Annotated in this window: 18 protein-coding genes and 1 pseudogene; 9 read left to right on the forward strand and 10 right to left on the reverse strand. The window is 54.0% G+C overall.

The features are described 5' to 3' along the window. Positions 1–22 precede the first annotated feature (22 nt). On the forward strand, positions 23–1,024 hold the full coding sequence (locus tag GE278_19625) for a hydrolase (protein ID QLK62823.1): 1,002 nt from the start codon (positions 23–25) through the stop codon (positions 1,022–1,024). Beyond that, entirely contained in the window at positions 1,021–1,266 is a 246-nt protein-coding gene (locus GE278_19630; protein QLK62824.1) for a YheU family protein, read from the forward strand. Before GE278_19625 ends, GE278_19630 begins: the two co-directional genes overlap by 4 nt. A gap of 74 nt (positions 1,267–1,340) precedes the next feature. Here the strand turns inward: GE278_19630 and GE278_19635 are convergent, their stop codons facing one another. The 6 genes from GE278_19635 to asd form a co-directional block, all read right to left on the reverse strand. Then, the gene (locus GE278_19635; protein QLK62825.1) at positions 1,341–3,788 is read right to left on the reverse strand and encodes a glycogen phosphorylase; all 2,448 of its coding nucleotides are present in this window, start codon (positions 3,786–3,788) and stop codon (positions 1,341–1,343) included. Positions 3,789–3,827: 39 nt separating this feature from the next. Continuing rightward, positions 3,828–5,264 (reverse strand): glycogen synthase GlgA, encoded by a 1,437-nt coding sequence (glgA, locus tag GE278_19640; protein QLK62826.1) that lies wholly within the window; start codon positions 5,262–5,264, stop codon positions 3,828–3,830. Positions 5,265–5,369: 105 nt separating this feature from the next. After that, positions 5,370–6,647: a glucose-1-phosphate adenylyltransferase gene (glgC, locus tag GE278_19645; GenBank protein QLK62827.1), complete on the reverse strand. Its 1,278-nt coding sequence runs from the start codon at positions 6,645–6,647 to the stop codon at positions 5,370–5,372. 23 nt (positions 6,648–6,670) lie between these two features. Continuing rightward, positions 6,671–8,689: a glycogen debranching protein GlgX gene (glgX, locus tag GE278_19650; protein QLK62828.1), complete on the reverse strand. Its 2,019-nt coding sequence runs from the start codon at positions 8,687–8,689 to the stop codon at positions 6,671–6,673. Then, positions 8,689–10,872, reverse strand: a complete 2,184-nt coding sequence (gene glgB, locus GE278_19655) for a 1,4-alpha-glucan branching enzyme (protein ID QLK62829.1) — start codon at positions 10,870–10,872, stop codon at positions 8,689–8,691. Before glgB ends, glgX begins: the two co-directional genes overlap by 1 nt. A gap of 401 nt (positions 10,873–11,273) precedes the next feature. Then, a complete protein-coding gene (gene asd / locus GE278_19660) occupies positions 11,274–12,377 on the reverse strand; it encodes an aspartate-semialdehyde dehydrogenase (protein ID QLK62830.1) in 1,104 nt (367 codons plus the stop codon). A gap of 224 nt (positions 12,378–12,601) precedes the next feature. Here asd and GE278_19665 point away from each other — a divergent pair, with 224 nt between their 5' ends. Then, positions 12,602–13,186 (forward strand): YhgN family NAAT transporter, encoded by a 585-nt coding sequence (locus tag GE278_19665; protein ID QLK63356.1) that lies wholly within the window; start codon positions 12,602–12,604, stop codon positions 13,184–13,186. Positions 13,187–13,242: 56 nt separating this feature from the next. On the opposite strand, the gene GE278_19670 is transcribed toward GE278_19665, so the two are convergent. The 3 genes from GE278_19670 to gntT form a co-directional block, all read right to left on the reverse strand. Further along, positions 13,243–13,533: a helix-turn-helix domain-containing protein gene (locus tag GE278_19670; protein ID QLK62831.1), complete on the reverse strand. Its 291-nt coding sequence runs from the start codon at positions 13,531–13,533 to the stop codon at positions 13,243–13,245. 15 nt (positions 13,534–13,548) lie between these two features. Continuing rightward, complete coding sequence (locus GE278_19675) at positions 13,549–13,872, reverse strand: addiction module toxin RelE (protein ID QLK63357.1); 324 nt, start codon at positions 13,870–13,872, stop codon at positions 13,549–13,551. A gap of 131 nt (positions 13,873–14,003) precedes the next feature. After that, the gene (gene gntT, locus GE278_19680; GenBank protein QLK62832.1) at positions 14,004–15,320 is read right to left on the reverse strand and encodes a gluconate transporter; all 1,317 of its coding nucleotides are present in this window, start codon (positions 15,318–15,320) and stop codon (positions 14,004–14,006) included. A gap of 246 nt (positions 15,321–15,566) precedes the next feature. On the opposite strand from gntT, the gene GE278_19685 reads away from it, so the two are divergent. Together GE278_19685 and GE278_19690 are read left to right on the forward strand one after the other, a co-directional pair. Beyond that, complete coding sequence (locus tag GE278_19685) at positions 15,567–16,082, forward strand: AAA family ATPase (GenBank protein QLK62833.1); 516 nt, start codon at positions 15,567–15,569, stop codon at positions 16,080–16,082. Between the two features lie 266 nt (positions 16,083–16,348). Then, positions 16,349–16,513, forward strand: a pseudogene (locus GE278_19690) (IS256 family transposase). A 118-nt stretch (positions 16,514–16,631) separates the two neighbouring features. Here the strand turns inward: GE278_19690 and GE278_19695 are convergent. Beyond that, complete coding sequence (locus GE278_19695) at positions 16,632–17,438, reverse strand: helix-turn-helix domain-containing protein (GenBank protein QLK62834.1); 807 nt, start codon at positions 17,436–17,438, stop codon at positions 16,632–16,634. A gap of 289 nt (positions 17,439–17,727) precedes the next feature. Between GE278_19695 and GE278_19700 the strand changes: the two genes are divergently transcribed. The 4 genes from GE278_19700 (at position 17,728) to GE278_19715 (ending at position 21,670) form a co-directional block, all read left to right on the forward strand. Then, positions 17,728–18,726 (forward strand): 3-dehydro-L-gulonate 2-dehydrogenase, encoded by a 999-nt coding sequence (locus tag GE278_19700; GenBank protein QLK62835.1) that lies wholly within the window; start codon positions 17,728–17,730, stop codon positions 18,724–18,726. Between the two features lie 11 nt (positions 18,727–18,737). Continuing rightward, the gene (locus GE278_19705; protein ID QLK62836.1) at positions 18,738–19,205 is read left to right on the forward strand and encodes a YhcH/YjgK/YiaL family protein; all 468 of its coding nucleotides are present in this window, start codon (positions 18,738–18,740) and stop codon (positions 19,203–19,205) included. A 43-nt stretch (positions 19,206–19,248) separates the two neighbouring features. Further along, the gene (locus tag GE278_19710; GenBank protein ID QLK62837.1) at positions 19,249–20,226 is read left to right on the forward strand and encodes a DUF4862 family protein; all 978 of its coding nucleotides are present in this window, start codon (positions 19,249–19,251) and stop codon (positions 20,224–20,226) included. Between the two features lie 106 nt (positions 20,227–20,332). After that, positions 20,333–21,670, forward strand: a complete 1,338-nt coding sequence (locus GE278_19715; protein QLK62838.1) for an MFS transporter — start codon at positions 20,333–20,335, stop codon at positions 21,668–21,670. Positions 21,671–21,675 lie beyond the last annotated feature (5 nt).

Consider the following 21,675-nt stretch of genomic DNA (forward strand, 5'->3'; position numbering starts at 1 on the left):
TAAAGAGAAATTTATTCATCTTATGTATGAATCCTTTCGCCCCCTGCGCGGGGCCAGTAATCCGCATATCCAGACGCTGTTACCGCGGCTGGTCAGGCGGCACGCAAAACTTAAACCCTATTGGCAAAGACTGGACACGCCCGACGGCGATTTTCTGGATTTAGCCTGGAGCGAAGATCCGCAGCTGGCGCGCCATAAACCGCGTATGGTGCTGTTTCACGGGCTGGAAGGCAGCTTCTACAGCCCGTATGCGCACGGCTTATTACAGGCGTGGAAAGACCGTGGCTGGCTGGGCGTAGTGATGCATTTTCGCGGATGCAGTGGCGAACCCAACAAACTCCAGCGGATTTATCATTCCGGCGAAACCGAAGATGCCCGTTTTTTCATCCGCTGGCTTAATGAAACCTTCGGCGTCGTGCCCACCGGCGCGGTCGGCGTCTCGCTCGGTGGCAATATGCTGGCCTGCTATCTTGGTCAGGAGGGCAAAAATTGTACGCTCAGCGCGGCCGTCGTGGTGTCGGCGCCGCTGATGCTTGAACCCTGCGCGTACCGGCTTGAGCAGGGTTCATCGCGTATTTATCAGCGTTATCTGCTCGATCAGCTCAAACTGAACGCCTCACGTAAACTGGCTAAATATCCGGGTACGCTGCCGGTTACGCTGGCACAGTTGAAATCCATGCGTCGCCTGCGCGAATTCGACGACGCGATCACCTCTAAAGCCCATGGTTTTGCCGACGCGCTGGATTATTACCGCCGGTGCAGCGGCCTGCCGTTACTGTCGCGGGTGCGGACGCCGCTGCTGATTATCCATGCGAAAGACGATCCGTTTATGACACCAGACGTCATCCCTAAAGCCGAAGATTTACCGGACTGCGTCGAGTATCAGCTGACCGAACACGGCGGACATGTCGGGTTTGTTTCCGGCAGTTTGCGTAAACCACAAATGTGGCTGGAGCAACGCATCCCGGCGTGGATCGCCCCGTATTTAGAGCAAGACGCCCCAACAAAGGAAGCAAAGTTTTGATTATTCCCTGGCAAGAACTGGACGCGGAAATTCTCACCAGCGTGGTGGAATCTTTTGTCCTGCGCGAAGGCACCGATTACGGCGAGCAGGAACGCTCTCTCGAACAGAAAGTGGATGACGTGAAACGTCAGCTGAAAACCGGCGACATTGTACTGGTATGGTCCGAACTTCATGAAACCCTGAATATCATGCCGCGCGGCCAGTTCCGCGCCGGACAGGAAGAAGTGCCGCAGGACTGGTGATCATATTTTTCAGTACAAAAAAAATCCCCGACCATCGGCCGGGGATGCCTTTCAACATTTCACTCAAAACGCCTCTACAATCTCACCGGCTTGATGTTCCAAATCTCATCGGCGTACTCCTGAATAGTACGGTCTGACGAGAAATAGCCCATGTTGGCGATGTTATGCAGCGTGCAGCGCGTCCACTCTTCCGGCATCGTATACAGTTCGTCGACTTTATCCTGCGTATCGACATAGCTGCGGTAATCCGCCAGTACCTGATAATGGTCTCCGAGGTTTACCAGCGTGTCGAACACGTTGCTGTAACGCTTGGGTTCGCCGGGGCTGAATACACCGGTGGCGATTTGTGTCAGCACCTGATGCAGCTCGGCGTCCTGCTCGTAGTAGGTGTGGGAGTTGTAGCCCTGACGGCGCAATTCCTCAACCTGCTCGGTGGTGTTGCCGAAGATAAAGATATTATCCTCGCCCACATGTTCGAGCATTTCGACATTCGCGCCGTCCAGTGTGCCGATGGTCAGCGCACCGTTCAGGGCAAACTTCATGTTACTGGTCCCCGACGCTTCCGTGCCCGCCAGCGAGATCTGCTCAGAGAGATCGGCCGCCGGAATGATCATCTGTGCCAGACTGACACTGTAGTTCGGAATGAAGACGATTTTCAGCTTGTTGCCGATGCGCGGATCGTTGTTCACTACCGTCGCGACATCGTTGATCAGGCGAATAATCTGCTTGGCAGCATAATACGCCGAGGCCGCTTTACCGGCAAAAATCACCGTGCGCGGCACCCAGTCGGCATCAGGCTCTTCCAGAATGCGGTTGTAGCGGGTGATGACGTGCAACACGTTCATCAGCTGGCGTTTGTATTCATGAATGCGCTTGATCTGCACGTCGAACAGACTTTTCGGATCCACCACGATATTCAGTTTCTGCGCGATATACAGCGCCAGTCGTTTTTTGTTATCCAGCTTGGCCTTGCGCAGAGCCTGGAGGAAGCTCGGATAATCCAGATTCTGATTCAGCTCAGAAAGCTGGCTGAGATCGGAACGCCAGGTGTGCCCGATAGCATCGTCGATCACCGCCGACAGCGGTTTGTTAGCCAGTGCCAGCCAGCGGCGCGGCGTCACGCCATTGGTTTTATTGCAGAAGCGATCTGGGTAAATATGCGCGAAATCAGCGAACAGAGACTGCACCATCAGATCAGAGTGCAGCGCGGAGACGCCGTTGACTTTATGACTGGCGATCACCGCCAGCCAGGCCATTCGCACCTTGCGACCATTGCCTTCGTCGATAATCGACACCCGCGACAGCAGACCGTCATCGCCCGGGATCTGCACAGCCACTTCTTTAAGGAAGTGATCGTTGATCTGGAAAATAATCTCCAGATGACGCGGCAGGATCTTGCCAATCATGTCCACCGGCCAGGTTTCCAGCGCTTCAGTCATCAACGTGTGATTGGTGTAGGAGAATACCCGCGAAACAGTTTCCCACGCGGCCAGCCATTCGAATTTATGCTCATCAATCAGCAACCGCATCAGCTCAGGAATCGACAGCACAGGGTGCGTGTCGTTGAGGTGAATGGCGATTTTGTCGGCCAGATTGTCGTAAGTGTGGTGGGTGGTGTAGTGACGGTTGAGGATATCCTGCACGGTCGCCGAGACCAGGAAATATTCCTGACGCAGGCGCAGTTCACGGCCTGAGTAAGTGGAGTCGTCCGGGTACAGCACGCGCGACACGTTCTCGGAATGGTTTTTATCTTCCACCGCCGCAAAGTAGTCGCCCTGATTGAATTTACCCAGATTAATTTCGTTACTGGCCTGTGCGCCCCACAGCCGCAGCGTATTGGTGGCGTCGGTATCGTAACCGGGAATCACCTGATCATAAGCGCAGGCGATGACTTCTTCGGTTTCCAGCCAGCGGGTTTTCACACCTTCATGCTGGACGCGACCGCCAAAGCGCACTTTGTAGCGGGTGTTGTAGCGCTGAAACTCCCACGGATTGCCATATTCCAGCCAGTAATCAGGCGATTCTTTCTGCTCACCGTTGACGATGTTCTGCGCGAACATGCCATATTCGTAGCGAATGCCGTAACCGCGCCCCGGCAGCGCCAGCGTCGCCAGAGAATCGAGGAAACATGCCGCCAGACGCCCGAGACCGCCGTTGCCTAAACCGGGGTCGTTTTCTTCTCCGATCAGTTCTTCAAGATCGAAACCCATTTCATCGAGCGCACTTTTGAGATCGTCGTAAATGCCCATCGCCAGCAGTGCATTGGAAAGAGTGCGTCCAATCAGAAACTCCATCGACAGGTAGTAAACCTGCCGCACATCCTGTGAGGTTTGCGCGCGGTTGGAGCGCAGCCAGCGTTCGACCATACGGTCGCGTACCGCAAATAACGTGGCATTCAGCCAGTCATGCTGCGTCGCGATGGACGGGTCTTTGCCGATAATAAACATCAGCTTATAGGCTATAGAATGCTTTAGCGCTTCGACACTGACTGTCGGTGAGTTGTAATTAAACGGTGAAGTCATAACGTTACATTCCCGATCAAGTTAGCTACGTTCAGGGGTTCAGGACATAAGACGGTTATACAGCGTGATATATTCCTGCGCCGCAACCTTCCAGCCAAAATCAATACCCATGGCGTGTTGTTGCACATGTCGCCAGTGTTTAGGACGACTCCACAGAACAAATGCCCGGCGGATAGCACTGGCCAGCGATTTCCCCGTGGCTTCTTCAAAGACAAAACCGCTGGCCGTTCCGTCAGCCAGATTTTCCAGCGCACAGTCCACCACCGTATCGGCCAGCCCGCCGGTTCGGCGCACCAGCGGCAGGGTGCCGTATTTTAAACCGTACAACTGCGTCAGGCCGCAAGGCTCAAAGCGGCTTGGCACCATAATGACGTCCGCGCCGCCGATAATGCGATGAGAAAAGGCTTCGTGATAACCGAGCTGAACGCCGACCTGCCCAGGATTATCCGCCGCCGCCGCCAGAAACGCCTGTTGCAGCACCGCGTCGCCCGCGCCTAACAGCGCCAGCTGTCCGCCGCGCTCAAGCAAATCCGGCAACGCCTCAAGCACCAGATCCAGCCCCTTCTGGCTGGTCAAACGGCTGACAACCGCAAACACCAGCCGCGAATCATCCACATCGAGCCCCATCGCCCGTTGCAGATAGGCCTTATTAATTGCTTTGGATCGTAAATCCTCGGCGTCGTAACGCGCGGAAAGCAACACATCATCGCGTGGCTGCCAGATAGCGTCATCGACCCCGTTAAGGATCCCGGTCAGCCGCCCTTCCCTCTCCCGCTGCTGCAACAAAGACTCCATACCGTAACCATATTCCGGACGGGTGATCTCTTTGGCGTAGGTCGGGCTGACGGTCGTGACGTGATCGGAGTAATACAAACCGGCTTTCAGATAGGAAATCTGGCCGTAAAACTCCAACCCGTGCATCTGGAAGAACTCGCGCGGGATGTACAACTCATCCAAATGGTGCCCGCCAAACAACCCCTGAAACGCCAGATTGTGCACAGTAAACACCGTTTTTACCGGCGCATGACGCGCGCGGATATAAGCCGACGCCAGCCCCGCGTGCCAGTCGTGGGAATGCACAATATTCGGTTGCCAGTGATGATCAAACCCCAGCGCCAGTTCGCACGCCATCCAGCTTAAAAGCGCAAACCGCAGATGGTTATCGGCGTAGGCGAAGGATGACTGATCGTGATACGGGCTGCCGGGGCGATCGTACAAACCGGGGACATCAATCAGATAAATACCGACGCCGTCAAAGTAGCCCAGCGACAGCGTGACATAACCGGCGAACGTATCCAGCGTACCGATCACCCGCGTTTCTCCGAGGCCTTTTTTGACGTCAGGGAAAGCAGGAATGAGGACGCGGACATCCGCGCCCTCGGCGATCTGTGCGGCGGGCAACGCCCCGGCGACGTCGGCCAGGCCGCCCGTTTTCAACAGGGGGAACAGCTCGGAACAAACATGTAAAACCTGCATTCGCGCTCCTGATTATCCCGGTCATCCCGGCCTTCACCGGGATGACGAAAAATACTGCATGACACAATCTGTTCTAAAAAAGTCCGTTTAGGCTTGTGGCCAACATCACAGCTTCGCCAGCATCGCGCGCGTCACCAGCACTACACCGCCTTCGGAACGGTAAAAGCGGCGGCTGTCTTCATCGGCGTTCTCACCAATCACCATGCCTTCGGGGATCTGGCAGGCGCGATCAATCACACATTTACGTAAACGGCAGGAACGCCCGACGTTCACATCCGGCAAAATAATCGTTGAATCAATATTGCAGAAAGAATTGATTCTCACACGGGGGAACAGCACTGAATGCACCACCACCGAGCCCGACACGATGCAGCCTCCGGCTACCAGCGAGTTCATGGTCATGCCGTGGCTGCCCGAACGATCCTGCACAAATTTGGCTGGCGGTAGCGGTTCCATGTGCGTGCGGATCGGCCAGTCCCGGTCATACATGTCCAGCTCCGGCGTGACCGATGCCAGATCCAGATTGGCGCGCCAGTAAGCGTCAAGAGTGCCGACATCACGCCAGTACGGCGGTAGTTCTTCATTTTGCGTCACGCAGGACAGGCTGAACGGGTGCGCCCGCGCCACGCCCTGCGCCGTGAGTTTAGGGATCAGGTCTTTACCGAAATCGTGGCTGGATCCTTCATCCGCCATATCTTCTTCGAGGATCCTAAAAAGATAGTCTGCATTAAAAATGTAGATGCCCATACTCGCCAGCGCCATATCGGGATGACCTGGCATTGGTGGCGGATTTTGCGGTTTCTCAACAAAACTTTTGATGTGGTAGTCATCACTGACGTCCATCACGCCAAACTCGCTGCCCTCGGCAATCGGCACCGCGAGACAGGCAACGGTACATTCACCGCCCTTCTGCACGTGGTCGATCAGCATCCGCGAGTAATCCATTTTGTAGATATGATCGCCCGCCAGGATCACCACGAATTCGGCGTTATAGCGGCGGATAATATCCAGATTCTGATACACCGCATCGGCAGTACCTTTGTACCAGTGCTCGGTACTGTGGCGCTGCTGCGCCGGAAGCAGATCCACAAACTCGTTCATTTCTTCGTTGAGAAAAGACCAGCCGCGCTGAATATGCTGAACCAGCGTATGCGACTGATATTGCGTGATCACGCCGATGCGCCGGATGCCCGAATTCAGGCAATTCGACAGGGCGAAATCAATAATGCGGAATTTCCCACCAAAGTGAACGGCAGGCTTGGCCCGGGTTGCCGTTAAATCTTTCAGTCGTGAACCACGTCCCCCGGCAAGAATCAATGCCACGGATTTCAGCGGCAATTGTCGCGCCAGCATGACCGGGTCCCGGTTATCTAATGTAGCCATATCTGACTCCTTCGTTTTTATAGTTACCGACTCTGTGGAGTGAAATCTTGTAGGACACAGAGGGTTTTCGCTGCTGCCCGCCATTGCGAGCCTTCCATGACGCGTCGGGGTTCCTCGTCAAAAAGCACGCTGTTGAACGGTGCCACCGGCTGCCAGTTTCCCGGCGGCAGTTGCACGTCCACCTCGTGCAGAGAAGCATTCACGATAAGTAGCCAGCGTTGTGACAGGCGAATTTGCAGCCATTGCTGCGGCCCCTGCTCCCAGTCGCCGATGCTCATCGGTTGCCCCTGTTGATTCAGCCATTGCACGTCGCCACTGTCGTCCTGCCACCAGCGGTTTTGCGTTAGCGCAGGAATTTTCCGGCGCAGCGCAATCAGCGCGCAAACGTAGGCCGTCAGGCTTTCATCCGCATTTTCCCAGTCGAGCCAGGTCAGCGGATTGTCCTGACAGTAGGCGTTGTTGTTGCCCAGCTGGCTGTTGCCATGCTCGTCACCGGCCAGCAACATCGGCGTGCCTTGTGACAAAAACAGCGTCGCCAGCAGCGCACGCTGGCTGAGCCGTCGCTGCTGCAAGACGTCTGCAGAAGCCTCCAGCCCTTCCTCGCCGTGGTTTTGGCTGAAGTTCTCGTTATGGCCGTCACGGTTTTCTTCGCCGTTGGCCTGGTTATGTTTCTGGTTAAAACTGACCACATCGCGCAGTGTGAAGCCATCGTGCGCGGTGAGCATGTTGATGCTGGCATAAGATTCGCGCTGCGTCGGGTCGAACTTATCCGCTGACGCCGCAACGCGACCAGCAAACTTCCCGATAGAGACATCGCCGTGCAGCCAGAACTGACGCATCTCATCGCGCCAGACGTCGTTCCATTCAGCAAAAGGTGCGGGGAAATTCCCCAACTGATAACCGCCGGTGCCGATGTCCCACGGTTCGGCAATCAGCTTCACCTGCGACAGTACGGCATCCTGCTTAATAGCCTCGAACAGCGGCGATTGCGCAGTGAACGCCGGCGTTCTGCCGAGCAGCGTCGCCAAATCGAACCGAAAGCCGTCAACGTGACATTCGCGCACCCAGTAATGCAGGCAGTCGAGTGTCCAGGCGATCACCTCGTCATCCACCAGCCGCAGCGAATTGCCGCAGCCGGTCATGTTGTTATCGGAACCATCTTCGTTCAGCCAGTACCAGCTGGCGTTGTCGATACCGCGAAACGAGATAAACGGCCCGTCGATAGCCAGTTCAGCGCTGTGGTTAAACACCACGTCGAGAATCACTTCGATCCCCGCCTGATGCAGCGCCTTCACCGCCGATTTAAATTCGCTCAGCGCCGAAACACCCCCCAGACCGCTGGCATAACGCGGGTCTACGGCGCAGGGAGCCAGCACGTTGTACCCCCAGTAATTAGTCAGTCCAAGGCGTTGCAGGCGCGGTTCATCAGCATGATGCTGCACCGGTAAAAGCTCGATGGCGGTGACGCCAAGATGCTGCAAATACTCAAGCATGACCGGATGCGCCAGCCCGGCGTAGGTGCCGCGCTGTGCCGCCGGGATGCGCGGGTGCTGACGGGTCAGGCCACGTACATGCGCTTCGTAAATCACGGTGTCGCCCCACGGCGTGGCGGGCGGTTTGTCGTCTTCCCAGTCAAATTTCCCGGCGACGACCACCGATTTCGGCGCGACAACCGCGCTGTCGCGATCGTCCGGCGCATCGACGCCGCCGGTGAACCGTGCGTTGTCGAGCAGTACGCCATCAATCGCCCGCGCGCTGGGGTCGATCAGTACTTTTTTCGGATTAAACCGGTGGCCGTTTTTCGGGTCAAACGGTCCGTAAACCCGGTACCCGTAACGCTGTCCGGCTTTGGCACCCGGCAAAAATCCGTGCCACAAATTGCCTGTGCGTGCGGTCAGCGGCAGATGCTGCTCGCTCCCGGTCTCATCAAACAGACATAACTCCACTTTTTCCGCATGAGCGGAATACAGGCAAAAATTGACGCCGTTATCTCTGAGATGCGCACCAAATGGCGCGGGCTGACCGGGCTCGAGCTGCTTCATTACGGCTCCCTTCGCAAATAGACCGTCGCCAGTGGCGGAATGGTCACGCTTATCGAATGTTCACGCTGATGCTGGCTGATATTTTCACTGTGGACTGCGCCAGCGTTGCCGACGTTGCTGCCGTGATAGAAGTGAGAATCCGTATTGAGAATTTCGCGGTACACCCCCGGACGGCTGATGCCAATGCGATAGTCGTAACGAGGCACCGGCGTAAAGTTACTGATAACAATCACCTCACCGGCGTTTTCGTCACGACGCGCGAAGGCAAAAATTGAATTAGCGTGATCGTCTACTACCAGCCACTCAAAGCCGCGAGGATTGAAATCCAGCTCGTACATCGGCGCATTGTCGCGATACGTATGGTTGAGATCGCGTACCAGGTGCTGAACGCCGGCGTGCCAGCCATTCGGATCGTCAAGCAGATGCCAGTCGAGGCTGGCGTTGAAATTCCACTCGCGTCCTTGCGCAAACTCGCAGCCCATGAACAGCAATTTTTTCCCCGGATGGGCCCACATAAAGCCGTAATAAGCGCGCAGATTGGCGAACTTCTGCCAGGCATCGCCGGGCATTTTGTCGATCAGGGATTTTTTGCCATGAACCACTTCATCGTGCGACAACGGCAAAATGAAATTCTCGCTGTAGGCGTAAAGAACGCCAAACGTCATGAGATTGTGGTGGTATTTGCGATGAACCGGATCGAGCTGCATATATTTGAGCGAGTCATTCATCCAGCCCATATTCCACTTATAGTGGAAGCCGAGCCCGTTGGCATCCGGCGGCATGGTAACGCCAGGATAATCGGTGGATTCTTCCGCCAGCGTCACGGCACCGCCCAGCTCGCGACCAATGGTCTGGTTGGTGTATTTCAGGAAGGCGATGGCTTCGAGATTTTCACGGCCACCGTAATAGTTGGGGATCCACTCACCGGCTTTGCGGCTGTAATCACGGTAAATCATTGAGGCGACGGCATCAACGCGCAGGCCGTCAATGCCGAAACGCTCGATCCAGTAAAAACCATTCCCCGCCAGATAGTTGCGTACTTCATGACGGCCATAGTTATAAATCAGCGTGTTCCAGTCCTGATGATAGCCTTCACGCGGGTCGGCATATTCGTACAATGCGGTGCCGTCGAATTCGGCCAGACCGTGGGAATCACTGGGAAAATGCCCCGGCACCCAGTCGAGGATCACGTTCAGCCCTGCATTGTGTGCAGCATCCACCAGCGCTTTAAAATCCATCGGCGTGCCGAAGCGGCGTGTCGGCGCATACATACCGAGCGGCTGATAGCCCCAGCTGCCGTCGAACGGGTGTTCATTTACCGGCATCAGTTCGATATGGGTAAAGCCCATCCATTTGGCGTAGGACACCAGCTGTTCCGCCAGCTCGCCGTAGCTCAGCCAGAAGTTGTCGTCGGTATGACGACGCCAGGATCCCAGATGCACTTCGTATACCGATACCGGCTGATTCAGCGCATTGGCTTTTTTGCGCGTTTCTGAAAACGGCACGATGTCCGGCAATTTGCGGACGCAGGATGCCGTTTCCGGTCGCATCTGCGCTTCAAACGCGTACGGGTCAGCGCGCAGGCTGACATTGCCGTGACAGTCAATAATTTCGAATTTATACAGCTGGCCTTCGCTCACCGCCGGGATGAACAATTCCCAGATGCCGTTTTCGCGACGCTTACGCATCGGATGACGACGACCATCCCAGAAGTTGAACTCACCGACGACCGAAATGCGTTGGGCGTTCGGCGCCCAGACAGCAAAGCTGACGCCCGCGACGTTATCGAGCGTTTGCAGATGCGCACCAAGTTTTTCGTAAGGCCGCAGGTGGGTGCCTTCAGACAGCAGCCAGATATCGAGCTCCTGCAGCAGCGTGCCGAAACGGTAGGCATCGTCAATCACATGGACGTTTTCGCCCCAGCGCACTTCCAGCTGATAGCGAAAGAAATTCTTACGGCGAGGCATCAGCCCGACAAAAAAACCGCGATCGTCAGTACGACGCAGTTCAACAACTTTTTTACCTTTCTCTGCATCAATCACCCAGACCTGATCGGCATCCGGCAGCAGTGCGCGCACTTCCAGTCCGGCGGCGACGGCGTGCATCCCCAGCAGAGAAAAAGGATCAGCGTAGTGACCCGATATAATTTGATTAATGACGTGCTGATCGGGAAGTACAGACATGAATTTCGTCCTATGATTAATTAAATCAATAAATCCAATGAAATCATTCAGGTACTCAATACGTAACGTGAACCCAGTGTGCTCCCCTTTTTATCGTTGCTTTGTGATCTCGTCCGGTTTCAGTTTTGCCAAAAAGTGCGCGATTGCGCTCATGCTCACACTTTTTAAATAAGTGTCTGTTTCGGCTTCTCAAAGAGGCATAGCTCTTCTACTAAGCATAGACAAAGGTTGAAGAAATCAGCGGGAAGAAACCGAGGAATTTATCTCAAAATGAAATACAGAGAGATGCGCTGGCAAAATGCGGATAAACGGTGAAGTGATTGATGACTGAAACAAAAACGGGACACCGTGCTGGTGTCCCGTTGAGCTGAAAACGGCGCCGTTGTCCGTAAACAGGCGAGTTAAAGAAGAATGCGTAACATACGGCGTAAAGGCTCTGCCGCGCCCCACAGCAACTGGTCACCGACGGTAAACGCAGACAGATATTGCGGGCCCATATTCAGCTTACGCAGACGGCCAACTGGCGTGTTCATGGTGCCGGTCACCGCTGCCGGAGTCAGTTCGCGCATCGACAGTTCACGATCGTTCGGGATGACGCGAACCCAGTCGTTGTGCGTCGCCAGCATTTGCTCTATTTCAGGAATTGACACGTCTTTTTTCAGTTTCAGGGTGAACGCCTGGCTGTGGCAGCGCAGTGCGCCGATACGCACACACAGGCCGTCTACCGGAATGATGCTTGACGTGCCGAGAATTTTGTTGGTTTCCGCCTGACCTTTCCATTCTTCTTTGGTCTGGCCGTTATCGAGCTGCTTATCGATCCACGGGATCAGACCGCCTGCCAGCGGAACGCCGAAATTATCGGTTGGCAATGTGCCACTGCGGGTCAGCGCGGTGACTTTACGTTCGATATCCAGAATGGCGGACGCAGGATTTTGTAGCTCCTTCGCCACGCTGTTGTGCAGCATGCCCATTTGGGTCAGCAGCTCGCGCATGTGGCGCGCACCGCCGCCGGAAGCCGCCTGATAAGTCGCAACAGACGCCCATTCGATCAGGTCGTTAGCAAACAGGCCGCCGAGGGACATCAGCATCAGGCTGACGGTACAGTTACCGCCGACGAAGGTTTTGATACCTTTATCGATGCCCTGATGGATCACTGCGCTGTTAACCGGGTCGAGGATGATTATCGCGTCATCCTTCATTCTCAGAGAAGATGCTGCGTCGATCCAGTATCCTGACCAACCGATTTCACGCAGCTTCGGATAGATTTCATTGGTATAATCGCCGCCCTGACAGGTGATGATAATGTCCAGCGCACTCAGTGCGTCCAGATCATAAGCATCCTGCAAGGTGCCAGTCTGCCCCGTAAAGTCCGGAGCGGGCTGACCGTGCTGAGAGGTGGAGAAGAATACCGGACGGATAGCGTCGAAATCGCGTTCTTCAATCATGCGTTGCATGAGTACAGAACCGACCATCCCGCGCCAACCAACGAAACCTACATTTTTCATAATGACTGTCCTGCCCTGAGGGTGATAGCTGTGTAAAACTGCTTGAACACGCGTTTGCACTAAGTTGGCGCCTTTTTATGATGCGCCCTGCTCTGTTTCCGCGCTGGTCTACCACCTTACAAAATGTACTAGAAGTGGCAAGTGAATTTAATCAATAGTGCAGCGTTTAATAGCAGCACAACTTATAACAGGCGTTTTATCATTCTGAGGTAGTCATGACCGAAATGATTTCAGCAACCATCTTGCTGTTTTTAATTATGGATCCGCTGGGCAATTTACCGATTTTCATGTCGGTGTTAAAACATCTCGACCCGAAACGCCGCCGCGTGGTGCTAATCCGCGAAATGCTGATCGCCCTGCTGCTAATGCTGATCTTCCTGTTCGCCGGGGAAAAAATCCTGTCGTTCCTGAATCTGCGTACTGAAACCGTCTCGATTTCCGGCGGCATCATTCTTTTCCTGATCGCCATCAAAATGATTTTCCCGTCTGAAGAGAAAAGCAGCACTGGTTTATCCGCCGGTGAAGAACCGTTCCTGGTGCCAATGGCCATCCCGCTGGTTGCCGGTCCGTCGATTCTCGCCACGCTGATGCTGTTATCACACCAATACCCGAACCAGATGAGCCACCTGACACTGGCATTGTTTATCGCCTGGGGTCTGTCGATGGCTATCCTGCTGCTTTCTAACCTGTTTCTGCGTCTGCTCGGTGACAAAGGCGTCAGCGCCCTCGAACGCCTGATGGGCCTGATTCTGGTTATGCTTTCGACCCAGATGTTCCTTGATGGCATCAGGGCGTATTTGAAGATTTAGCAGAAAACTAAAACGAAAAAGGCGAAGCCACAGGGTTCGCCTTTTTTACATCGGTTTTAAATGGTTTTTAGCGTCTGGATAATGTGTGGGTTCAGTTCCAGCATTTTTAATAATTTCAATGCTGCGCCATTTGGCAAACGCTTTTGTTGTTCCCACGCCTGAACAAGTGAAGGCGAAACCCCAAGCAAACGGGCAAATTCATCCTGCTTAACTCCCGCTTTTGTACGAATTTGTTTCACTTCAGGCATCGCAACACGCGTGATATGCGCAGGTACCATTTCGCCTTTGCGGATAGCGATCATCTCTTCAGCCGATTGCCGCAATTCTTCAAATAATTCTTTATTCATGGTCTATCTCCTGTGTCACGACAGACTTTGTACGATGTTTTTTAAAATTGATTTCTCATTTTCCGTCAGAGAATCTTTCTCACTCTTGGGATAAACCAGCAGCATGAAAATCTGCCCATCAGCGCACAGGTAATAGTAAATCGCCCGCACACCCGCACTTTTTCCACGCTTTTGATAACCCCAACGGATTTTTCTGCATCCGCCCGTTCCGACAATCAACGCGCCTGCATCGGGATAATGCGTAAGGTATTCCTGAAACTGGCGATATTCCTCCCCGGTCAGCAGCTCTTTGCATTTGCGGCTGAACGTCGGGGTTTCGATAAACTCCAGATATTCCATATGACTCATTCCATGACTCAAGATGGCGGGATAATACTCTCACAGGGTAAGAGTTCAACGCGAGGTTTTTCTCGTCAGAAACGAAAAAGGCGAGCCACATGGCTCGCCTTTTGTATGCTAACAACTTCCCGTCACACCACCATCGACAACAACAAACATCCGCCGAGGCCACACAGGGAGATAATGGTTTCCAGTACGGACCAGGATTTGAAGGTTTCGACGATGCTCAGGTTGAAGTATTCCTTGAACAGCCAGAAACCCGGATCGTTTACGTGGGAGAAAATTACACTGCCGGAACCGACGGCGATCACCATCAGCTCAGGGCTGACGCCCGTGGTGGCGATAAGCGGCGCGGCGATACCGCCTGCCGTGATGGCCGCGACCGTGGCAGATCCCAGTGCAATACGCAGAACGGCGGCAATCGACCACGCCAGCAGGATTGGCGACAAGGTACTGCCGTCCATCATTGCGGCGATATATTTCTCGATACCGCTGTCGACCAGCACCTGTTTGAACGCACCGCCACCGCCGATGATCAACAGCATCATCGCAATGATTTTAATGGAGTCACTGACGGTCGCCATCACGTCTTCCATCTTACGGCCACGGTTCAGGCCGAAGGTGAAGATGGCGATCAGTACTGCAATCAGCGTGGCCATAACCGGGTCACCAAAGAACTCAGCGTACGCCAGCACCGGGTGGCCTTTCGGCAGGATCATTTCGCAGACGGCGCGGAATGCCATCAGAATGACCGGCACCAGAGACGTCGCGACGCTGACGCCAAAACTTGGCATCTCTTCTTCAGTAAAGGTTTTCGGGTTAAACAGGCCTTCAGGCACCGGTTTGTCGATCCCTTTCAGGAAGCGCGCATACACAGGCCCGGCCAGAATCACCGTCGGCACCGCCAGCAGTGATCCGTACAACAGTGTTTTGCCCATATCCGCGTGGAAGATGGTGGCGATCGCCGTCGGTCCCGGATGCGGAGGCAGGAAACCGTGGGTAACGGATAATGCAGCCGCCATCGGCACGCCGACATACAGCAGCGGCAGACGCGCAGCAGCTGCCACGGTGAACACCAGCGGCAGCATCAGCACGAAGCCCACTTCATAGAACAGCGCAAAACCAACGATAAAACCGGTCAGCACGATCGCCCACTGAATGTGCTCACGACCAAATTTCTCGATAAGCGTGGTGGCAATCCGTTGTGCCCCCCCGCAGTCGGCCAGCATTTTACCGAGCATGGCCCCAAAGCCCATGATCAGCGCCAGACTACCCAGCGTACCGCCGACCCCGTTTTTAATGGAGGTAATAACTTTATCGACCGGCATGCCTTGCATGATACCCACCGCCAGCGCGACCAGAATCAGTGCGATGAAGCCGTTGAGCTTGAAGCGAATCATCAGTAATAAGAGCAGTGCGACGCCCACCGCTACAATAACAAGTGGCATATTTTTCCCCTCATGCTGCCGCTCCGGTGCAGTAATCCAGTGAGCGACGCATTGTTTTTAATTTTCAACATGTTGTAGGAATTAACAGTGCAACGGGTACAGACCGAGACCGCTAAAACAGCAGTGCATTCCTTTGTGATATTAGTCACATCTCCATTTGTTACCGGTATCATGATACCGGTAACATGCTAATATTAGGACTCACTACACAGTCAAAATTTTCATTTTGGGATAGAGATCATACTTATGGCAGGACAAAGCATCATTCTGATGGGCGTGTCAGGCAGCGGTAAATCCACCGTCGGCGCGGCACTGGCCCGAGAAATCAACGCGAAATTCATCGACGGTGATGATCTTCATCCCCGCGCCAATATTCAAAAGATGGCCAGCGGCACGCCACTCAACGATGACGATCGTGCACCGTGGTTGTTACGTTTAAACGACGCGGCCTATAGCTTGCGCCATAAAAACGAAACTGGCGTGATTGTCTGTTCAGCCCTGAAACGCCGCTACCGTGACGCGCTGCGTAAAGACAACGAAGGCATGGTGTTTATCTACATGAAAGGCAGTTTTGACGTAATCGCCGACCGCCTGAAAGCACGCGCCGGACACTTCATGCCGACCGATTTACTGAGAAGCCAGTTCGATGCGCTGGAAGAGCCGGGTGAAGATGAACCGGATGTCCTGCGTGTGAATATCGATCACAAGTTCGACGGCGTGGTCGATCGCTGCGTGGCAGCTTTGAAGACGGTGAAGAGGTAGTTTAGTCTCCCCACACACTCACGACATGAAAATCCGTAATCCATTGATGCAATTGCGGATTTTTTAAAACTCCCTTTCTTTATTGCTTCTCCCCGATATTGTATTCCTGCTTAACGCTTTATTCTTTGTGATCGCCCTCTCTGTTAATCTCACCCATCAGGTTTACCTTTCCACGAATTCATTTATCACATTGATTTTATTGTATTTATCTGCGTTATGAGTCATCAGTGAAATCATTAAAACTGGCACGGTTTCTCAATGCTTTTGTGCATTGGGTGCGCAACAGCCTGAAATATGTGTCGTGGAAAGACTATAAACGTGTAACGAGCGGGCTGAAAGCGGTGTACCAGGCTCCGAAAGAGGAGGCCGCGTTGATGGCGTTTACCAGTGTCTGGGATGACAAGTATCCACAAATCAGTAAAAGCTGGCGGCTGGCGAAATACTTAATTTTATATTCATTTAAAACACAATAATTATGTTTTTTATTTAGAAAAATAGGTGGCAATGAATATCGAAAATAAAGAATCAGTAACTTCCATTGCCATCCCCTCACCCCACCTTCAACCCCAATTCTCCGGAGATCGCTACGGCGGTGTCTTTCAGAGGTTTCAGTAACGCGTCTTCACCGATCACGCCAAGTTTGGCGGTTGAAAGTGAAATCGAAACGGCGTAGGTCACGCGGTTGTGGATATCAAATACCGGCACCGCCAGGCAGGAGACGCCGAGTTCGTTCTCTTCACGATCCATCGCCAACCCCTGTTCGCGGATCTGTGCCAGTTCCTGATTCATGTGTTTGAGTTCAACAATCGTATTGCGGGTCAGTGGCTGGATCTGCTCGCGATGGCTTTGCCAGTAAGCAGGCACGTAATCCGGATGTCCGTAAGCCATGTAAATTTTGCCCATCGCCGAACAGTACAGCGGCATGTGCTGACCGATATAAGCACGGGTGCGCAGCATGCCGGTGGTCGGTTCAAGTTTATAAATCAGGATGGCGTGATCGTCTTCCCTGCTGGAAAAGTTCACCGTTTCGCCTGTCGCGAGGTTCAGCGCTTCCAGATGCGGCGCAGCGACGTGGATGATATTGAGCGAAGACAGAGATTTCTGTCCGACGGAGATAAACTTGGTGGTTAAACGGTAGCTGCCCGCCGCCGGTGCCGGAGTGACATATCCGCAGGATTGCAGCCCCTGAAGCAGCCGGTGAACCGTACTCTTGTTCAGCTCTGCCAGTTCGGAAAGGTGCGCCAGCGGGCACCCATTCGGATAATTACTGAGGATCTCGATCAGTTGCAACCCGCGAAACAAACTCTGACTTCCCGCCGGTTTATCCTTCACTTGCTCATTCTCTATGTCTTTCATTACCCGATGGCTTCCTGTTATGCCGATGCTTCAACGATGGTAACGCAAAGTCCCTCCACGCGCGAAGTAACTCCTGTTCCCCCGCTGGCTTTTGCTCGCCTGAAAACGTGCCTTCCATCACGATCCTGAGATCTGCCTTTTATATTGTTGATTTAAAGGCGTTTTAAAAATCATCACATGGATTGTTTTATAAACAGCACAAGAGTAGATTTTGAAATCAAATTCCACATAGTGAAATATTGAGATCTAAAAACACTCAAAACATTTAACAACTGGTGCGGAGAAAGGCATGAAACTGAGTTTTGATGAGCTAAAAAGGGAGTTCGAGCGGGTGCTTTTAGCACGAGGTGTAAAACCCGAAATGGCCGCTGATTGCGCCACAATGTTCGCGCAAACCACCGAGTCCGGCGTCTATTCCCACGGCGTAAACCGGTTCCCGCGTTTTATTCAGCAGCTGGATCAGGGCGATATTCACCCGGACGCCGTCGCGAAAAAGATCCTTTCGCTGGGAGCGATCGAACAGTGGGATGCACAACGATCGATCGGCAATCTGACCGCCAAAAAAATGATGGACCGCGCGATCTCGGTGGCATCCGACCACGGCATCGGGCTGATTGCGGTGCGTAATGCCAATCACTGGATGCGCGGCGGAAGCTACGGCTGGCAGGCGGCGGAGAAAGGCTACATCGGGATTTGCTGGACTAACTCCATCGCGGTCATGCCGCCGTGGGGCGCAAAAGAGTGTCGCATCGGCACCAATCCACTCATCATCGCCATCCCCGGTTCACCGATCACCATGGTGGACATGTCGATGTCGATGTTTTCCTACGGCATGTTAGAAGTGAACCGTCTGGCCGGGCACGAACTGCCGGTGGACGGCGGCTTTGACGACAACGGCGAGCTGACCCGCGAACCCGGCGTGATCGAGAAAAACCGTCGCATTCTGCCGATGGGTTACTGGAAAGGATCAGGCTTGTCCATCGTACTGGACATGATCGCCACCCTGCTCTCCGACGGCGCATCCGTTGCAGAAGTCACCGAAGACAACTCGGACGAATACGGCATCTCACAAATTTTCATCGCGATAGAAGTGGACCGCCTGATTGACGGCGCAACACGCGATGCAAAACTGCAACGCATCATGGATTACGTCACCAGCGCCGGGCGCAACAATCCGGAGGTCGCGGTTCGCCTGCCCGGGCATGAATTTACGCGCCTGCTGGACGAAAACCGTCGCAACGGCATCACCGTGGACGACAGCGTCTGGGCGAAAATCCAGGCATTATAAGGAGATGGCACATGCTATTTGGACATATTAGCAACCCGAATCCCTGCCCGTTACCGGCGGCGATTGAGAAAGCGCTTAATTTTTTGCGTACGACCGATTTCCGGCAACTCGGCACCGGCGTGGTGGAGATCGAAGGCCGAGATATTTACGCACAGATTCTGGATTTAACCACTAAACCGAAAGCAGAAAACCCACCGGAAGTTCACCGCCGTTATATTGATATTCAGTTTTTAGCCTGGGGTGATGAAATCATTGGCGTGGCAGCCGATTGCGGAACTAATGAAATATCACAGTCATTGCTGGAAGAGCGCGATATTATTTTTTATCACCAGATGGAAAATGAATCCGAAATTATTATGAAACCCGGTTCCTATGCCATATTTTTCCCGCAGGATGTGCACCGCCCCGGCTGTATTCATAATAACATCAGCCAGATCCGTAAAGTGGTGATCAAAGTTAAGGTGGATGCACTCGGTTAATTCAACAATGTAAGGCCATTGTTATTCATTAGGGAAGTTAATTATGCCAAAGCACGCAAGCTTTATTGTCGGCGCTTATCCTTGCGCGCCCTCATTTCATCAGCATCCTGAAAACAAAGAAACGGAATTCTGGCGTAAACTCGCCGACCTTCCTGATATTCGTGGAATAGAGCAACCCTGTCTGGCGGAATTACACCCCACCGGAGATGCGTATTTATTTACACATTTACCGCAGGAATGGGACATCGTGATCACCGGCGTGATGGAAACCATGCGCCGCCGCGGCTCGCAGCCAGGATTCGGACTGGCCTCCGAGGACCAGCAGTTGCGTCGCGCCTGCGTCAGCTTCTATCGCCATATTTTTGAGAAAGTCAGCAGCGCCAATGATGCCGCTGGCAGAAAACGAATTCTGGCCGTGGAATTGCAATCTGCGCCGCTGGCGGGAACGCAAAACATTGAGCCAGCCACGCGCTGTTTCACCGAATCGCTAAAGGAGATCCTCAGCTGGGACTGGCCCTGCGAGCTGATCGTCGAGCATTGTGATGCGCTGGACAAGCCCGGCGCACGCAAAGGTTTTCTGCCGCTGGAGAGCGAACTGGCGGCCATCAGCGAGGCGAAAGCGCAGAGTGGAAAAAGCGCCGGGATGTGCATCAACTGGGCGCGGTCTGCGATTGAAGGCCGCAACACCACGTTACCGCTTGAACATTTGCAAACCTGTCAGCAGGCCGGGGCACTCAGCGCACTGATGTTCTCGGGCACCGCGACCGGCGGCGCTTACGGCGAATGGCAGGATCTGCACGCGCCTTTCGCGCCCTTTACCGGCAGCGAAGTGGATTGCCCTGAAAGCCTGATGACCGTCAGTCTTGCCGCTGAAATGTTCCGCCATGCGCCGTTGGAAACGTTAAGTTTCGCCGGTATTAAATTACTGGAAATCAATAAAGACGCCAGCGTCGATCATCGCATTGCCATTTTACAGGATGGAATAAACGCCTTGAAGCTGGCGACCAATAAAAAACAATAATTACAAACGCATCATTCTTATTTTTTCTACACAACCCTTTTTATCTGAGGGGGAGAGCCGCTCGTCTGTAAGACGGGCTGCGTAACTAATAATAAAGGTAATCAGTATGAACAAAAACTCTGAGACACTACAAAACCATACATCTTTAAAAGAAATACCCAGACAACGCTGGCTGAGAATAATTCCACCTGTTCTTATCGCCTGTATTATTTCTTATATGGACAGAGTAAACATCGCCTTTGCTATGCCGGGCGGAATGGATGCCGATTTAGGAATTACAGCGTCAATGGCCGGGCTGGCGGGCGGAATATTCTTTATCGGCTATTTATTCCTGCAAGTGCCCGGCGGGAAAATCGCGGTGCACGGCAGCGGTAAGAAATTTATCGGCTGGTCGCTGGTGGCGTGGGTCGTTATTTCTATTCTCACCGGTCTGGTGGTAAATCAGTACCAGCTGCTGTTCCTGCGCTTCGCGCTGGGCGTCGCTGAAGGTGGCATGTTGCCGGTGGTACTGACCATGATCAGCAACTGGTTCCCGGACGCTGAACGCGGCAGAGCCAACGCCATTGTGATCATGTTCGTGCCGATCGCCGGGATCATCACCGCCCCGCTGTCCGGCTGGATCATCAGCGCACTCGACTGGCGCTGGCTATTCATCATCGAAGGGCTGCTCTCCGCCGTGGTGCTGGTGATGTGGATGCTGACCGTCTGTGACCGGCCGCAGGAAGCGCGCTGGATCTCGCCGGAGGAGAAAAACTGGCTGATTTCCACACTGGCCGCTGAGCAGAAAGCCATCGCCGGGAAAGAGGTCAGAAACGCCTCGCTCGGCGCGGTGCTGGCCAACAAAACCATGTGGCAGTTGATCGCCCTCAACTTCTTTTATCAGACCGGTATTTACGGCTACACCCTGTGGCTGCCGACCATTCTGAAAGAACTGACACATTCGTCGATGGGACAGGTCGGCGTGCTCGCCATTCTGCCCTACATCGGCGCTGTCGCCGGGATGCTGCTGTTCTCTTCCCTCTCGGATCGCACCGGCAAACGCAAGCTGTTCGTCTTCCTGCCGCTGCTTGGCTTCGCCGCCTGCATGTTCCTCTCGGTGATGCTGAAAAATCACATCTGGGTGTCCTACGCCGCGCTGGTCGGCTGCGGGTTCTTCCTGCAATCCGCAGCCGGTGTGTTTTGGACCATTCCTGCCAAGCTGTTCAGTGCAGAAATGGCGGGTGGCGCGCGCGGGGTAATCAACGCCCTCGGCAACCTCGGCGGCTTCTGCGGCCCTTACGCCGTCGGCCTGCTGATCACGTTCTACAGCAAAGATGCGGGCGTTTACTGTCTGGCGATTTCCCTGACGCTGGCTGCGCTGATGGCCCTGCTGTTGCCTGCGCGCTGTGACGTCCCGGCGCAATCCACCACCAAACTGCCCGGCGGCCGCACGTCGGCAGCCTGAGGGAT

It is taken from the genome of Enterobacteriaceae bacterium Kacie_13, from assembly GCA_013457415.1.
In the GTDB taxonomy this organism is placed as follows: Bacteria; Pseudomonadota; Gammaproteobacteria; order Enterobacterales; family Enterobacteriaceae; genus Rahnella.

Bases quoted from the DNA above. Each gene is read 5' to 3' on its own strand.
- GE278_19625 (QLK62823.1), top strand. From the start codon at position 23: ATGTATGAATCCTTTCGCCCCCTGCGCGGGGCCAGTAATCCGCATATC.
- GE278_19635 (QLK62825.1), bottom strand. From the start codon at position 3,788: ATGACTTCACCGTTTAATTACAACTCACCGACAGTCAGTGTCGAAGCG.
- glgA (QLK62826.1), bottom strand. From the start codon at position 5,264: ATGCAGGTTTTACATGTTTGTTCCGAGCTGTTCCCCCTGTTGAAAACG.
- glgC (QLK62827.1), bottom strand. From the start codon at position 6,647: ATGGCTACATTAGATAACCGGGACCCGGTCATGCTGGCGCGACAATTG.
- glgX (QLK62828.1), bottom strand. From the start codon at position 8,689: ATGAAGCAGCTCGAGCCCGGTCAGCCCGCGCCATTTGGTGCGCATCTC.
- glgB (QLK62829.1), bottom strand. From the start codon at position 10,872: ATGTCTGTACTTCCCGATCAGCACGTCATTAATCAAATTATATCGGGT.
- asd (QLK62830.1), bottom strand. From the start codon at position 12,377: ATGAAAAATGTAGGTTTCGTTGGTTGGCGCGGGATGGTCGGTTCTGTA.
- GE278_19665 (QLK63356.1), top strand. From the start codon at position 12,602: ATGATTTCAGCAACCATCTTGCTGTTTTTAATTATGGATCCGCTGGGC.
- GE278_19670 (QLK62831.1), bottom strand. From the start codon at position 13,533: ATGAATAAAGAATTATTTGAAGAATTGCGGCAATCGGCTGAAGAGATG.
- GE278_19675 (QLK63357.1), bottom strand. From the start codon at position 13,872: ATGGAATATCTGGAGTTTATCGAAACCCCGACGTTCAGCCGCAAATGC.
- gntT (QLK62832.1), bottom strand. From the start codon at position 15,320: ATGCCACTTGTTATTGTAGCGGTGGGCGTCGCACTGCTCTTATTACTG.
- GE278_19685 (QLK62833.1), top strand. From the start codon at position 15,567: ATGGCAGGACAAAGCATCATTCTGATGGGCGTGTCAGGCAGCGGTAAA.
- GE278_19695 (QLK62834.1), bottom strand. From the start codon at position 17,438: ATGAAAGACATAGAGAATGAGCAAGTGAAGGATAAACCGGCGGGAAGT.
- GE278_19700 (QLK62835.1), top strand. From the start codon at position 17,728: ATGAAACTGAGTTTTGATGAGCTAAAAAGGGAGTTCGAGCGGGTGCTT.
- GE278_19705 (QLK62836.1), top strand. From the start codon at position 18,738: ATGCTATTTGGACATATTAGCAACCCGAATCCCTGCCCGTTACCGGCG.
- GE278_19710 (QLK62837.1), top strand. From the start codon at position 19,249: ATGCCAAAGCACGCAAGCTTTATTGTCGGCGCTTATCCTTGCGCGCCC.
- GE278_19715 (QLK62838.1), top strand. From the start codon at position 20,333: ATGAACAAAAACTCTGAGACACTACAAAACCATACATCTTTAAAAGAA.